Annotated in this window: 15 protein-coding genes; 7 read left to right on the top strand and 8 right to left on the bottom strand. The window is 48.1% G+C overall.

Annotated elements, in window-relative coordinates:
* The first annotated feature begins 33 nt into the window (after positions 1-33).
* From aroB to cysC, 4 genes are all read left to right on the top strand, one after another.
* Positions 34-1,107, top strand: a complete 1,074-nt coding sequence (aroB, locus tag GQ51_RS07130; protein WP_047551579.1) for a 3-dehydroquinate synthase — start codon at positions 34-36, stop codon at positions 1,105-1,107.
* Positions 1,108-1,323: 216 nt separating this feature from the next.
* Positions 1,324-2,445: a deoxyguanosinetriphosphate triphosphohydrolase gene (locus tag GQ51_RS07125; RefSeq protein WP_088178150.1), complete on the top strand. Its 1,122-nt coding sequence runs from the start codon at positions 1,324-1,326 to the stop codon at positions 2,443-2,445.
* A gap of 360 nt (positions 2,446-2,805) precedes the next feature.
* Positions 2,806-4,062, top strand: coding sequence for a porin (locus tag GQ51_RS07120; RefSeq protein ID WP_047551576.1), 1,257 nt, complete (start codon positions 2,806-2,808; stop codon positions 4,060-4,062).
* A gap of 114 nt (positions 4,063-4,176) precedes the next feature.
* A complete protein-coding gene (gene cysC, locus GQ51_RS07115) occupies positions 4,177-4,779 on the top strand; it encodes an adenylyl-sulfate kinase (protein ID WP_047551573.1) in 603 nt (200 codons plus the stop codon).
* Positions 4,780-4,787: 8 nt separating this feature from the next.
* Here the strand turns inward: cysC and GQ51_RS12045 are convergent, their stop codons facing one another.
* From GQ51_RS12045 to glnA, 8 genes are all read right to left on the bottom strand, one after another.
* A complete protein-coding gene (locus GQ51_RS12045) occupies positions 4,788-6,794 on the bottom strand; it encodes a tetratricopeptide repeat-containing sulfotransferase family protein (RefSeq protein WP_052177746.1) in 2,007 nt (668 codons plus the stop codon).
* A gap of 97 nt (positions 6,795-6,891) precedes the next feature.
* On the bottom strand, positions 6,892-7,566 hold the full coding sequence (locus GQ51_RS07105; RefSeq protein WP_047551570.1) for a DUF6445 family protein: 675 nt from the start codon (positions 7,564-7,566) through the stop codon (positions 6,892-6,894).
* A gap of 91 nt (positions 7,567-7,657) precedes the next feature.
* The gene (locus GQ51_RS07100; protein ID WP_047551567.1) at positions 7,658-7,942 is read right to left on the bottom strand and encodes a type II toxin-antitoxin system RelE/ParE family toxin; all 285 of its coding nucleotides are present in this window, start codon (positions 7,940-7,942) and stop codon (positions 7,658-7,660) included.
* Positions 7,932-8,168: a CopG family ribbon-helix-helix protein gene (locus tag GQ51_RS07095; RefSeq protein ID WP_047551564.1), complete on the bottom strand. Its 237-nt coding sequence runs from the start codon at positions 8,166-8,168 to the stop codon at positions 7,932-7,934. The genes GQ51_RS07100 and GQ51_RS07095 overlap by 11 nt, the downstream gene beginning before the upstream one ends.
* 93 nt (positions 8,169-8,261) lie before the next feature.
* Entirely contained in the window at positions 8,262-9,659 is a 1,398-nt protein-coding gene (gene ntrC / locus GQ51_RS07090; protein ID WP_047551561.1) for a nitrogen regulation protein NR(I), read from the bottom strand.
* Positions 9,660-9,723: 64 nt separating this feature from the next.
* On the bottom strand, positions 9,724-10,809 hold the full coding sequence (gene glnL / locus GQ51_RS07085; RefSeq protein ID WP_047551558.1) for a nitrogen regulation protein NR(II): 1,086 nt from the start codon (positions 10,807-10,809) through the stop codon (positions 9,724-9,726).
* Positions 10,810-11,079: 270 nt separating this feature from the next.
* Positions 11,080-11,580: a DUF4124 domain-containing protein gene (locus GQ51_RS07080; protein ID WP_047551555.1), complete on the bottom strand. Its 501-nt coding sequence runs from the start codon at positions 11,578-11,580 to the stop codon at positions 11,080-11,082.
* 179 nt (positions 11,581-11,759) lie between these two features.
* Positions 11,760-13,169: a type I glutamate--ammonia ligase gene (glnA, locus tag GQ51_RS07075; protein ID WP_047551552.1), complete on the bottom strand. Its 1,410-nt coding sequence runs from the start codon at positions 13,167-13,169 to the stop codon at positions 11,760-11,762.
* A 294-nt stretch (positions 13,170-13,463) separates the two neighbouring features.
* Here glnA and GQ51_RS07070 point away from each other — a divergent pair, with 294 nt between their 5' ends.
* The 3 genes from GQ51_RS07070 to mtgA are packed head-to-tail and all read left to right on the top strand — an operon-like array spanning position 13,464 to position 15,496.
* A complete protein-coding gene (locus GQ51_RS07070) occupies positions 13,464-13,928 on the top strand; it encodes a rhodanese-like domain-containing protein (RefSeq protein ID WP_047551549.1) in 465 nt (154 codons plus the stop codon).
* 2 nt (positions 13,929-13,930) lie between these two features.
* Positions 13,931-14,743, top strand: coding sequence for a shikimate dehydrogenase (aroE, locus tag GQ51_RS07065; RefSeq protein ID WP_047554010.1), 813 nt, complete (start codon positions 13,931-13,933; stop codon positions 14,741-14,743).
* Between the two features lie 15 nt (positions 14,744-14,758).
* A complete protein-coding gene (mtgA, locus tag GQ51_RS07060; protein ID WP_442922097.1) occupies positions 14,759-15,496 on the top strand; it encodes a monofunctional biosynthetic peptidoglycan transglycosylase in 738 nt (245 codons plus the stop codon).
* Positions 15,497-15,498 lie beyond the last annotated feature (2 nt).

Raw genomic sequence — 15,498 nt, 5'->3', positions numbered from 1 at the left:
AGAATATAAACAGATAACAGATGATTAATTGATATGCAGACACTTAACGTAGATTTAGCAAACAGAAGTTACCCGATTCACATTGGCCGCCATTTATTGACTGATGCCAATTTGATATTGCCGCATTTGAAGCGCAAACATGTCGCCATTGTGACCAATACGACTGTTGCGCCGCTGTACCTGGACCAGCTGACCCAGACGCTGCAGGCGGCTGGCGTCAGCGTGATCCCGATCATCCTGCCGGATGGTGAAGCCTATAAAAATACGGAAACGCTGAATAAGATTTATGACGTGCTGCTGCAGAATCGCTGTGAGCGCAGCACCACCCTGATTGCGCTTGGCGGCGGCGTGATCGGCGATTTGACAGGTTATGCCGCGGCAACTTACCTGCGCGGCGTGCCGTTTATCCAGATACCAACCACCTTGCTCTCCCAGGTAGACTCATCTGTAGGCGGCAAGACCGGCATTAACCATCCGCTCGGTAAAAACATGATAGGGGCTTTTTACCAGCCGCAAGTTGTACTGGCGGATATCGATACATTAAAAACGCTGCCGGCACGCGAACTGTCGGCAGGTATGGCCGAGGTGATTAAATACGGCCTGATCCGTGATGCAGAATTTTTTGATTGGCTCGAAGCCCATATCGAGCCATTGATGGCACTGGATGAAAATGCAATCAGTGAAGCCATCTACCGCTCATGCCGCAATAAAGCGGAAGTCGTCGCGCGCGATGAGCACGAAACCGGCGAACGTGCCTTGCTCAACCTGGGCCATACCTTTGGTCATGCAATTGAAAATGCAATGGGTTATGGCGTGTGGCTACACGGCGAAGCGGTTGCCGCGGGCACCATGATGGCGGCAGACCTGTCGCAGCGCATGGGCTGGCTGAATGCGGCTGAAGTCGCGCGTATCCATGCATTGCTGACTAAAGCGCGGTTACCGCTGGATGCACCGAAACTGAGTGCGGATAAATATCTCGATTTAATGCAGATGGATAAAAAAGTGGCGGATGGCAAGATTCGGCTGGTGCTGCAGCAGGGTATCGGTAAATCCGTCATCACCAGCGACTACGACGCTGACAAGCTCAGAGCTACTTTATCTTTATAGACAGGCTTGCCTGAAACAGGCATGTACGTTGATTTTGCTGAAAATATCAGAAAAACCGTCATTCCGGCGGAGGCCGGAATCCAGGCAAAGTGAATTGTCATTGAGTGGCAAGGGAAAATGCGCTTGGGTATGGAATTGATAAATTTCCGGCTTAAGGATATTCGTACAAAGCTGTCTTGCTCACTTAACAACAACCGGGTTTGAATGATGAATGATATGCAACTTGCACCTTACGCCGCAAACCCGGAACAAAGCATCGGCCGTGTCTATGACGAACAGCCTTCGTCTACCCGCAATGCGTTCCAGCGCGACCGTGACCGCATCATTCACTCTACCGCGTTTCGGCGGCTGGAATACAAGACCCAGGTTTTTGTGAACCATGAAGGAGATCTGTTCCGCACCCGATTAACCCACAGTATCGAGGTCGCCCAATTGGCGCGGGGCATCGCGCGCACCCTCAGGCTGCACGAAGACCTGACCGAAGCCATCGCCCTGGCGCATGACCTGGGGCATACACCGTTCGGCCATGCCGGGCAGGATGCGCTGAATGACTGCATGCGCGATTACGGCGGTTTTGAGCATAATATGCAATCGCTGCGTGTGGTGGAGCAGCTGGAGCTGCGCTATGCCGAATTCGACGGCCTGAACCTCACATTTGAGGTGCGCGAAGGCATACTCAAGCACTGCTCGATCAAGAATGCCAGGCAGCTGGGTGATGTCGGCCGGCGTTTTATCGACAAAACCAGCCCAAGCCTGGAAGCGCAGCTGACGAACCATGCGGATGAAATCGCTTACAACAATCATGATATTGACGATGGCCTGCGCTCCGGGCTGATTACGGTAGACCAGCTATCTAAAGTGGACTTGTTCGCCTGTAAGCTGAGTGAGGTAAAAGCGCTGTACCCCAGGCTGGAGCAGAAACGGCTGGTGAATGAAACCGTGCGCCGCATGATCAATACCCTGGTGGTGGATTTATGCGAACAGAGCGCAAAAAATATCGGCCTGCACCAGCCGGAAAACCTTGCCGACATCCGCAGGCTGCCGCCGCTGATCAATTTCAGCAGCGGTATTGCCGAGCAGAACCTCAAGCTCAAGCAGTTTCTGCACAAAAATCTATACCGCCATTACAAAGTCAATCGCATGAGCGCCAAAGCCGCGCGTATCGTGCGTGAACTGTTTGCCGCTTTTTTTGATAACACAGGCCTGCTGCCGGGCGAGTTCCAGGCCTATGCAGAGATAGACAAAGCGCGCGCGGTTGCGGACTACATTGCAGGCATGACGGATCGCTTTGCAATCCGTGAACATCGCAAGCTGTTCACGGTGGAAGAATACCTGTAAGTCTTAAATAGGTTTGGCAAGGCCTTCAATCAGCGGCGCAATGAAATGTATGCAAATGCCGTATCAGGTGCCCATATTGCTAGTGATGTTGTTCTTTTATTGAACGTCATTACTGCTGTGTTGTATCAATGCAACGATTTCTCCTGTTGCAAAATAACAACAAATGTAAGTAATTGTGACAAAAATGCCAATTTTAAGTTGAATCCGCAGATTTCATTGTGCATACTAGCGCTTACCTTCTTGATGAATTGATCGTTCATTGAGGGAGTTTGCAAACTTTCTCATTTGTTTGTTAGCAATAACGAAAAAAGCTGATGAGGTTACGAAGTAATAAGAGCAATAAATTTTTAGGAGATTTATATGAAAACAACTATTAAATTAGCAGTTGCTTCAGCATTAGTTGCTGCAGCTTCAAGCGCTAACGCTGGTATCATCATTCCAGCTGGCGATTGGACATTGGACATCGGCGGTGTTGTAAACGCTTACTACACATCTACACGTCAATCAGGTGACTTGAAAGGTGCTAACACACTCGGCGGTAGCAACTCTACAGGCGAAAGCACTGAGTCAAACATCACTACTGGTTTGTTGCCAAACTACCTGTCAGTTTCAGGTAAAACACGTCAAAACGACTTGGATGTTGCTTTCACAATCAGCATCAACCCAGGTGCTTCAACAACACAATCTGGTAAACAATCAGCTCACCAAGAAAACCGTCAAGCATTCTTGACATTCGGTGACAAATCATGGGGTTCTATCAAGTTAGGTAAAGATCTGGGCATCTACGCTTCAGACGCTATCTTGAACGACATGACATTGCTGGGTGTTGGTTCAGGTGCTGGTTTACTGGCTGGTAACACAACAACACTGGGCCGCATCGGTACAGGTTTCGTGTATGCTGACTGGAAATCACAAGTAGCTTACACATCACCAAACTGGAATGGCTTCCAATTCACAGCGGGTGTAACACAAGCTTGGAATGCACAAGCTGTTGGCCAAAACACATTCTACTACGGTGGCGTATATACTGACCAAGGCGTATTCGGCAGCTCAACAAGCAGCTCACGCGGTGGTTCATCACCTGCATTCGAAGCTAAAGCTTCATACGAGTGGGCTGGCGATGTATCAGGTAAAGTGTGGGCATCTATGATCTCACAAAAAGTTAAAAACCTGACTTACTACGGTAACGACAACGGTGATGAAACTGCACGTGCATTCGACATCGGTGCTACTGTTAACGTGGCTGGCTTCGGCTTGACAGGTTACTACAACGATGGTAAAGGTATCGGTACCACAGTGCAACTGCGTGACGGTTTCGATGCGTTAGGTAAACGTCGTGACTCTAAAGACTGGTACGTACAAGGTACATACACAATCCCAACAGTTGGTACAAAATTGGGTCTGGCATACGGCAAATCAAAACTTGAAGGTAACAGTGCTGCTTCAGACGTAATGGCTGGCAATGATTACGAAAACAAAATGTGGACTGTTGGTGCTTACCACCCAGTTACAAAACACCTGAACTTGGTTGCTGAGTACTCAGATGTTAAAACAGAAGTTGGTTCACTTGACGGTAAATCAAAAACTGTGTCTCTGGGCGCGATCTTATTCTTCTAGGATAAAGCAGGGTTTACCCTGTAATAATTTAGAAGCATAATTAAAAGCGGCACCTTTGGGTGCCGCTTTTTTATTGCTGTAAAATGTGCACTATCAATCAATAATTACAAGACAATGAACAAAAATATTTTTCACCAGCAGGGTCTGGTCAGCAGGCAGCACCGTGAGCAGCAGAGCGGCCATAAAAGTGTAATCTTATGGTTTACCGGTTTATCAGGCGCTGGCAAGTCGACACTTGCGCACGCAGTTGAGAAGGCATTGTTTGAGCTAGGTTGCAGAACGTTTGTGGTAGATGGCGATAATGTGCGCCATGGTTTATGCGCCGACCTCGGTTTTAGTGCAGATGACCGGCAGGAGAATATACGGCGAGTAGGCGAACTAAGTAGGTTGTTTCTGGAAGCAGGCGTGATCACGTTGTCAGCTTTTATATCCCCTTTTCTTGCAGACCGGGCGCGTGTGCGCAGCTTAGTGAAGCATGGCGAGTTTATTGAGATCTACTGTAATGCGGATTTGGAAGCATGCGAGCGACGTGATGTGAAAGGCCTGTATGCTAAAGCGAGGTGTGGCGAGATAGCAGAATTTACAGGTATTTCATCACCCTATGAAGCGCCGGTGAATCCAGAGTTAATAGTAAACACGGGTGTTGATTCGCTGGAATCCTGTGTCAATACAATACTGGATTACCTCAAGCTTCATGGAGTGTTAAGGGCAGAATAGGCTGGTGTTTACCTGGTATTTACATTTAGCGCATCTATCAGCGGCTGTATATATGGTTCATAATTTTTCCAGCGCTGAACCGAGGTTTTATAAATTGGCTGCCTGACCTGCCAGTGTGATGGTGTTTTAACGGACCGTTCCAGTTTATGTGGTGCCAGACAGGCATCGTCCCATTCCAGCCCTATGTGAGATATCAGTTTACGCGTCCAGTATTCCGGGTCGGCAATGGTATCTGCGTAGTGAATATCCATAATGCGGCCTGGCAGTACTGTATGCCAGTGCTGCATGAGACGTTCATATTGTTTGTAATAGAATCCCAGGTTGCTAAGATCAAATGCGTATGAGTGATGCTCATTGAAGTGCTGGAAAAAAATGGATAAACAGGTGTCTACAGGATCGCGTTTGGTATGAATGATTTTTGCATTTGGAAATATTGTTGCAATTAAACCAATACTCATAAAATTATGTGGCATTTTATCTGTGATGTGTACTGGTGCCGCGCTGGCGCCTGTAGTCTTGAGCAGGGTAGATTCATACGTCGCCGCGATTTCCTTCGCGTGAGCAGGCAGCATGTCCTGGACGCATTCTGGATAGCTGGACTTCGAGTTTAGTATGTAATGCAAGGAGTTGACTGTATCACTCCAGAACTCAACTTCGCCAGCGCCCAGTACACTGGGATGACTGGATATGATCTGCTCGGTCAGTGTTGTGGCAGAGCGTGGCATGCCGATAATCAGGATCGGTAGCTTGCTGTCAGTACCGTAAGTCTGACGATTTTTAAAGAAATCCGTGTTGTAAGTTTCAATTAATTTTGTGAAACTAGCTTCAGACTCTTCACGATCATAGCTTAGCTTCTGGCTCTTAATTGAATTTGCTAGCGCATAATGATGAAATGCCTGCTTGTAATTTTTTTGATCATCGTAAATTTTGCCTAAGGCAAAATTGATATCTACCATAAAAGATTCGTCTAAATTATCTTGGTTTATGAACCTAAGCAGGTTTTCAGCTATGCCATCATTGGCTTGCGATTTTAATACTCCAGACTTTAACAGGTAGCCTTTAGGTGAGTCACCGTGGGTGGCTATGATTTCATCACAAATGCTGATCGCTTTATCGAGCTTACCGTCATCTTGATAAGCCTGTTCCAAACCGATGAGTGAAGATAAACGGCTGGGTTCAATTGCCAGTGCTTTGTTGTAGTTATCTATCGCAGCATCTACGTTGCCCATGCCCAGGTAAATTTTACCGAGAGTGTCTAAAGTATCAATACCGTTAGCGCCTAATTGTAGCGCGCGGTCATAGCATTGCAGTGCTTCGTCGTAATAGCGCATATTGACGAGATGCTTGCCAAACAATGTAAATGCCTTTAATAGATTGGGGTGCCTGTTGCAGATATCCATGTATTTGATTGCGGCGCTGCCGTTCAGGTCGACCTTAGCAAGCATATCGGCATAACTGATATTGATGTCTGCGTCCATTGGGGCTAACCCAGAGGCATTTTGCAGGCACTCTAATGTGCGAGGGTAATCATCGAGCTCTGCATAGATGACACCAAGAATGTGAAATGCCCTGGCACTTTTCTTATCTAGATTAAGTGCTTGGTGCAGACATTTTATCGCCTCATCGTAGTTTTTGATTGCCCGGTAAGCGATGCCGCAGTGAATGTTAGAATCTACAAGGTTTGGATTGATCTTGAGTGCGGCCTGGTAGTGCTGGATCGCTTCCTCAAACTGGCTGAGTTCATAAAGCGTGTTGGCCAGATTATGGTGTGTGTGTGCATCATTGGGCTTAGCCCTTAAAATAACCTTGAATTGCGCAGCCGCTTTGTCATGCTGCTTGGTAGCGGCATAAGTAAGTGCCAGCGCATTCTGTGCCTCGATAATTTCAGGTGCGATTTTAATAATATCGGCAAAGTACTTTTCTGCACGTCCAAACATACCCATTTGCATTGCGCGCTGGCCTTGCTGGAAATTTTCATTAATGAATTTAAATTGCTGTTGGGTATATTGCTTCATGGAGTTCTTTTTAAAGAATTAAATATAGCGCGATTTTACCTTGAAACCGGAGTTATGGTGATAACGTTGAATCAAGGTGAGTCAGGTGACAGGTGCTTTAGATGTTAATTGATTGAGTCCGCTGTAACGGAAAAATATCATGCCGCATGGCATCTATCTTATTAATGAAGAAAACTTGCGCCATTCTGCCGTTTTCAAGGCTGTCGCCAAAAAAATCATTGGCGGCGTGATAGGTCTGCGCATTGAAAATAATCAATGTATTGTAGATGTTGTTCACACGCACCGTTTCATCGAACATGCTGTGATAATCACTGGAAACAGGCAGGTTAGCCCTGAAATTCTTATCGTTCAGCTTTAATGCCGCCTGGTATTTTTCTTCACTAAACGATTTATTTGGCTTGAATAATGAAGTGCCAGCCGTAATCGGTGCGTCTGGCGTTAAATAAATGACCCCGGCAAAAATAGTGTTGGGGTCTTGATGCAGCACACCGCGTTCGAATTTAGCTTCCACTACCTGGAAGCTTGTTGAGATTGCCCAGCGCATATTGTCAGTCTGCGTGTTGTGAAAGACCGATACCAGCTTCTTGCAGACTTTTTCATAGAGGCTTTTGTCCAGATCGAATAGTTCCCTGGTTCTGCATCCCGGGTAAACATAATCAATATCTTTTAACTCGTGGCAGTAGCTGAATTTCTGTTTCAGCGCGAATTTCCTGATTTCATCCGGGTTTTCATAGAAATTTTCAATGACAGTAACGGTAGGGTATAGATTCATTTAGTCGATTCTCGGTTTGCAGCCTGAAGCAGGCTGTTAATCATTGCAACGACATCATTCTGATATATATTCACAAGTGATGTTGGGGTGTTTATAGATGTTTCGGCCATTTTCGAGAAGTATGAAAAACACGCAGTATCTCGACCACATCAGATTTAACTCTGTACGGTATGATGTAAGGGAAGTCCGTGATAATAAGCTCCCTTGTGCCGAACACACGTCCTGCTTTGCCTAGGTTAGGAAAGATTGTAAGTTGATTAACGGAATTGAATACATGTGTCACTAGAGCATGCGCTGCTTTAGGGTTATCTTGTGCGATGTATTCGGCTTCATCTTCTAAATTATCCAGCGCTCGCTTTAACCATTTAACCTGCATATTTATTAGCTAACTTTGATAGCTGTTCGGAGGATGCAAAATCACCGTTATCAGCTTCTTTAATTGATGATTCAATCTCAGAAATCTGCCAGGCTTCTAGTTCCAAATAACGGCTGATGGCTTCGGCCGCCAGAAAAGATTTACTGCGGTGCGTAGCATTGGCGAGTTGATCTAATTTATTTTTAGTATCTGCATTTAGTCTTAAAGTAAGAACTGCGCTTTCCATCATATACTCCTAATGTGTATTTCAATGTATACAATGTAATATATTTAAATGAAATGCGCAAGAAAGCAATTTAATTGGCTGATTTATGTCAATTTATTCTTCAATTCCTAGCTCCTGTATTTTGCGCGTTAAGGTATTGCGGCCGATGCCGAGCTGGGTTGCGGCTTCAACGCGTCGGCCGTGTGTATGTTCAAGCGCTTTTTCTATCAGTATGCGCTCGAATGTATGTGTGCGCGTTTCCATGACGTTCTGTTCACCGCGGTTAAGTGCATCGGCAATCTCAGATGCCAGCGCTTCCTGCCATGAAGCGCTGCCGGCGGGGGTGCCGGTGTCTTCCTTGAGTTCCGGCGGCAGGTCGGCAATGTCGATATTTTGACCCGGTGCCATGACTGTGAGCCAGTGACACACATTTTCAAGTTGCCTTACATTGCCGCTCCAGTTGACGGCGCTCAGGTATTTGAGTGCGGCAACAGAGGGTTGTTTGGCTTCCACGCCAAGTTCCGAGGCGCTGTGTTGCAGAAAATGCTTGATCAGCAGGGGAATGTCTTCACGACGCTCTCGCAATGGCGGCAGGCGTAACCTGATCACATTCAGCCGGTGAAAAAGGTCTTCACGGAACAGCCCGTTCTTAACGCGCTGCTCCAGATCCTGATGGGTGGCGGCAATGATGCGTACGTTGACTTTGATCGGCTGGTGTCCGCCTACGCGGTAAAACTGCCCGTCACTTAATACCCGCAATAGCCTTGTTTGCAGGTCTGCCGGCATGTCGCCGATCTCATCCAGAAACAGGGAGCCGGTATCAGCCTGCTCGAAGCGGCCGCGGCGTGATGCCGCAGCACCGGTAAATGCGCCGCGCTCATGCCCGAACAGTTCGGACTCCAATAAGTCTTTAGGGATTGCCGCGGTGTTGATCGCAATAAAGGGTTTGTCGGCACGCGGGCTGTGCCGGTGCAACGCCCTGGCTACCAGCTCCTTGCCGCTGCCTGATTCGCCGTTGATCAGCACCGTGGCATGCGAGCGGCTTAACCTGCCGATTGCGCGAAATACCTCCTGCATGGAAGGCGCCTGACCGATGATCTCCGGCGTTTCTTCACTGATGCTGTCAGCGGAGCTTTCTGTCGCTTGCCGGGTGCTTTCTTCTACGGCACGTTTAATGATGTCTATGGCCTGGTCAACGTCAAACGGTTTGGCCAGATACTCGAATGCACCACCCTGGAATGCAGCCACTGCGCTTTCCAGGTCTGAGTAGGCTGTCATGATAATGACTGGGATATCAGGGTATCTGCGCTTGATCTCGCTTAGAAAATCCAGGCCGGAACCATTGGGCATGCGAATGTCGCTGACCACGACCTGTGGCTGGTTATGATCCAGTTCATTGAGCGCTTCCGCGATTGAAGAAAAAGTCCTGAACTCAAAATCAGTGCGTGCGAGCGCTTTTTCAAAAACCCAGCGAATAGATTTGTCGTCATCAATAATCCAGATTGGTTTCATATGGTTCTCTTATTTAAAGTGAGTATCTTTGCAAGTCGTAATGCAGGTTGTAATCATTGGCCAATTAGCTTGCCGCTTTAACGGCATTGGTTTCTATCGGCAGCAGGATCGTAAAACAGGTGTTGCCTGGCTCACTCATGCATTCAATCATGCCGTGATGCTGGGTGATGAAAGTTTGTGCCAGCGTGAGGCCTAAGCCGGAACCGCCTTCACTGCCGGAAACCAGTGGATAGAAAATGCGGTCGCGTATATCCGCAGGGATGCCCGGGCCGTTATCGATGATTTCCAGCTTGATTGCAACGCGATAGCGCTTTCTGGCAAGCGTTACCTGCCGTTCAGCACGCGTTTTGAACGTAATCTGGCTGCCTGGTGTTTTATGGGTTTGCATTGCCTGTACGGCATTGCGCGCAATGTTAAGCACCGCCTGGATGAGTTTTTCCCGGTCGCCGATCAGTTCCGGCAGGCTCAGGTCATAATCGCGCCTGATGATGACAGACTGGGGGGATTCAGCCAGTATCAGGCTTCTTACGCGCTCCAGCACTTCATGGATATTGGTGGGCTGGTATTTGGGTACCCGGTGCGGAATCAGCAGCCTGTCCATCAATGCCTGCAGACGGTCAGCCTCTTTGATGATGACTTGCGTATATTCACGCAGGCTGGGTGAGGGTAGTTCGTGTTCAAGCAACTGGGCCGCACCGCGCAGGCCGCCAAGCGGGTTGCGTATTTCATGTGCAAGGTTGCGCAGCAGTTCGGCATTCGCCTGCTGTTGTATCAGCATGCGTTCTTCACGCGCAATGCGCAGTTGTGCATCCATCTGCTGAAATTCCAGGATCAGGCTGGCGGCAGGTGATTCAATCGGCGTGACGGTGCAGGTAACCGCAAAAGAGTTATGGCGGTGTGTGCTGATGTTGAACTCATGTTCACGGAAAGGGCTTTGTTGTTGAATGGCGTTGTTAACTGCCATCATCAGGATATCGCAGTTAGGGAAAACATCACCGATGTGCAGCCCGATGATCTGAGTGGCGCTGAAAGCAAAAATGATCTCGGCCCCGGGGTTAACGTAAACCACGCGGCAGTTGTGATCGAGCAATATTATTGCTGTCGCTAAATGTTCTAACCCGGCAAAATGGTCTGGCGTTTTTTGAACCATAGTATTAATGCACTCGAAGTTTCAGTAATCATACTATGAATAAAGCAAAAGCCAGGCCAGATAAGGTTGGATAAGGATAATATTTTGAGAGGGGCTATTTGCACGTAGTTTTTAGGCAATTGGTATTTTAAAAATAGATTGATTGGATCGTATGAAACAAATATCAACCCTGCTTTAATCAAAATACCAAGAGAGCGCCATTCCGGCGCAGGCCGGAATGACGGAATTGACAGGTTTTTTAGCTGGAAATATTCCTGCAAAACCCTCAGATTAACGCAGTGAATCCAGCTCTTTTTGCAGTAGCTCGATATTCTTCTGGTGGTTATCCACATTCTCTTTGAGTGATTTCATTTTTTCATCAAATTTCGGCACATTGCGGAAGGTCTGTCCGTTGGCTGTCCGGTAAACTTCAGGATTGGATTCGCCTTCGGAATAGGCCTTTTTAGCTTCTTCCAGCGCTGCTTTTTCGGCATCCAGTTCGTTCTGGAGGATACTTCTGCGCTTGCCGTCGCGTTGGTTCTGCATGTCTTTATCTACACGCGGGAAGCCATCCGGTGTGGCAGTGCGTTTACTGGTGGAGCCGCTTTTTGTTTTAGCGCGGTCATTGCTGATATTGCTCGCATCCGGGTCGATTTCCAGCCGTGTCGCGCCTTTGGATTTGATGTTGGAATAGGTGACGCGACCATCGGCATCTACATGTTTGTAAATTTCGGCAACTGCTGCGGTTGGGACGGTAAGGGAGATCAGCAACAAAAATAAGTGTTTTTTCATGGGCTTAGTTTATTAGAGTTGAGCGGATTAGGCAATAAAGTCAGCGGCTGTATTGCCTGTCGGTGAGGCATGCCACATCAGTTTTTAGAACGATTCTGGCTTGTATTCGTTGACCGTAAGCAGCAGGCAATAAAAAAGGGCGAGAAACTCGCCCTTTTTTATTTGCTAGTGAATGCAGCTTAGCATGAGTAGTACAGGCTAAATTCAGCTGGGTGCGGAGTAATACGCACTTTGTTGACTTCTTCCATTTTCAGGTCGATGTATGCATTGATCCAGTCATCGGTAAACACGCCGCCACGAGTCAGGAACTCACGGTCTTTATCCAAAGCTTCTAAAGCTTGCTCTAATGATGAGCAAACTGTTGGGATTTGCGCGTCTTCTTCTGGTGGCAGATGGTACAGGTCTTTTGTTGCTGGCTCACCTGGGTGGATCTTGTTCTGTACGCCGTCTAAGCCAGCCATCAGCAATGCAGAGAATGCCAGGTATGGGTTAGCGATAGGATCCGGGAAACGCGCTTCAACGCGGCGTGCCTTGTCAGAATGTACGAATGGGATACGGATTGAAGCTGAACGGTTTTTAGCTGAGTAAGCCAGTTTAACCGGTGCCTCAAAGTGTGGAACCAGACGTTTGTATGAGTTGGTGCCTGGGTTTGTGATCGCGTTCAATGCACGGGCGTGTTTGATGATACCGCCGATGTAGTAAAGTGCGAACTCGCTCAAGCCGGCGTAGCCGTTGCCTGCGAACAGGTTCTTGCCATCTTTCCATACTGATTGGTGTACGTGCATGCCGCTGCCGTTATCGCCAGCGAATGGTTTTGGCATGAATGTAGCTGTTTTGCCGTAAGCGTGCGCTGTGTTCAGGATCACGTATTTCTGGATTTGGGTCCAGTCAGCACGTTGAACCAAGGTGCTGAATTTAGTACCGATTTCGCATTGGCCGGCAGTCGCAACTTCGTGGTGGTGCACTTCAACAGGCACGCCCATCGCTTCTAATGTTGAACACATTGCTGAGCGGATATCATGCAATGAATCGACAGGAGGCACTGGGAAATAACCGCCTTTAACGCCAGGACGGTGGCCAGTGTTGCCGCCTTCGAATTTCTCGTTTGATGCCCATGCACCTTCTTCTGAGTTGATGCGTACTGAGCAGCCGCTCATTGCAACTTCCCATTGAATGCTGTCAAAAATGAAGAACTCTGGCTCTGGACCGAAGTAAGCAGTGTCACCCAGTCCAGTTGATTTCAGGTAGGCTTCAGCGCGTTTTGCCAGTGAACGTGGGTCACGGTCGTAACCTTTGCCATCGGTAGGGTCAACTACGTCGCATGTCAGGATCAGTGTAGGCTCGTCCATGAACGGATCGATGTTGGCTGTTGAAGGATCAGGCATCAATTGCATGTCTGATGCTTGGATGCCTTTCCAGCCGCCGATTGATGAGCCATCAAAAGCGTGACCTTCTGTAAACTTGTCTTCATTGAAGTGAGAAACAGGCACAGTGACGTGTTGTTCCTTACCGCGAGTGTCTGTAAAACGAAAATCGACAAATTTGATGTCGTTTTCTTTTACCATTTTCATTACATTAGCCACTGACATTTAGAATCTCCTAGGATGGTGTGGTTTAAATTAAAGTGTAAGTAAAACTATAAAAATCAATTAAATTTAACTCAGTAGAGTAGCAGGAAACGTGCCAATCTCAAAAGCATTAAACCCATGCGGATTTGTGAGCATGTGCTAAGTGTCGCAATGATTTTTGCTCCATATTGGTGCATTACGCAAATTTGCGCACCAATATGGAGCGCTTGGTGTGCGTGAATATTTTGCGGGTTTTAAGGCTATACTTTTAAAATTCGTAAAGACAGAATTATAACTTTTAAGAAGGACAATGTGATGAGTAATCCGTCAGAAGTTTTGGCTTTGGCACAAAATCGTGCTGCAGAGAAGAATTTACCTTACGCGGGCGCTCTTACCCCGAAAGAGGCTTTTGAGGTTCTGCAGGCTGACCCTAAGGCATTACTGGTGGATGTGCGTACCAAAGCTGAACTTGAACTGGTCGGGCGTGTACCCGGCGCCATCAATGTGGAGTGGGCATTTTATCCCGGCATGGTGGCGAATGCGGATTTTGCAAAGCAATTAGCCGCTGAGCTTGATCGCCATCAGTGCGATCAGGATTCTGTGCTGATCTTTCTATGCCGTACAGGCGGGCGCTCACATAACGCCGCAGCGGTAGCGGCATCTCTGGGGTTTTCACAGGCCTATAACACCCTTGAAGGGTTTGAGGGCGAAGCTAATGCGGACAAGCAGCGCACGCTGATTAATGGCTGGAAACGAGCCGGTTTGCCGTGGACTAATTAATGATGGTTGATCAATACGCCGTGATTGGCAACCCTGTCGCACACAGCAAATCACCGATGATACACGAGGCCTTTGCAAGGCAAACCCGGCAGGATATGACTTATGAGCGTGTGTTAGCCCCCCTGGATGGTTTTGCAGACACGATTCGAGACCTGATCGCAAAAGGCTATAAAGGGGTGAATGTTACGGTGCCGTTCAAGTTCGAGGCATTTGCGCTGTGTGACTTTCACACTGAGCAGGCAAAGTCAGCCGGCGCAGTCAATACGATCTCATTTACCGCAAATGGCATATACGGCAATAACACGGATGGAGATGGTTTGATCCGCGATATTACCCGCAATCTTGACACTGCAATCAGCGGTAAGCGTGTATTGCTGCTGGGTGCAGGTGGCGCTGCTGAAGGCGTGTTCCAGCCGCTGCTTGCCGAGTGCCCGGGGTTGCTGGTAGTGGCGAATCGCACATTGCAGAAAGCGGAAAATGTCGTGAGCAAGTCGCACCATGAATCTCGCCAGGCCAAGGCAACTACTTTTGAGGGTTTAAAAAACCAGCAGTTTGATATTGTGATCAATGCGACCTCTACCGGATTGACGGATACGGCATTACCCGTTCCGGATACGGTTTTTGCCGAGGGCTGCCTGGCTTATGACATGATGTACGGCAGGGAAACGCCTTTTATGAAACAGGCGCGCAATCATGGTGCACAGGTTGTGGATGGCTTGGGTATGCTTGTAGAGCAGGCGGCTGAGGCCTTTGCGTACTGGCGTGGCATACGGCCGGAAACGCAGCCGGTCATTGCAATGGTAAGGGCCCTGTAAATGCTCAGGAGTTTTTTGAACGACTGGCTGTTGAATCAGCGGCCCGGTGCCAGGCCTTTGACTAAAAGCGGCTATATCAAGCGCGGCCTGGCATTGCTGTTGGCATTTATCGTGCTGTATCAAATCTGGATATTCCTGCATATCTGCTGGTGGATTAAATTCAACCCGCATTCAAGTGCATTCATGGAGGATCGCCTGGAGATTATCCAGGTGAAACGCCCGGATGCCGAGTTGAAATATAAGTGGGTTGATTACGAAAAGATCTCTATTCACCTGAAGCGGGCAGTGATCGCTTCTGAGGATGCCAAGTTTCTTGAACATGAAGGGTTTGATTGGGAAGGCATTCAAAAAGCCTACGAGAAAAACCTGAAGAAAGGCAAGATTGTTGCCGGCGGGTCCACGATCAGCCAGCAGCTGGCAAAGAACCTGTTTTTATCAACAAAGCGCACACCCTGGCGCAAGGCGCAGGAAGCCGTCATTACGCTGATGCTGGAAAAAATGCTCAGCAAACGCCGTATTCTGGAAATTTACCTGAATGTGATCGAGTGGGGTAATGGTGTGTTCGGTGCAGAAGCTGCGGCGCGGCATTATTATAAAACCAGCGCATCCAAACTCGGCGCCGGGCAGGCGGCAAGGCTTGCGGCAATGATTCCCAATCCGCGGTTTTATGATACGCACCAATATACGCGTTACCTGAGCCGTCGTACAGCGACCATACAGGCAAGAATGCACATGGTGGCGGTGCCGAAGTGAGC

This window comes from Methylotenera sp. G11, assembly GCF_000799735.1.
In the GTDB taxonomy this organism is placed as follows: Bacteria; Pseudomonadota; Gammaproteobacteria; order Burkholderiales; family Methylophilaceae; genus Methylotenera.
This window is presented reverse-complemented; position numbering and strand designations above follow the sequence as displayed.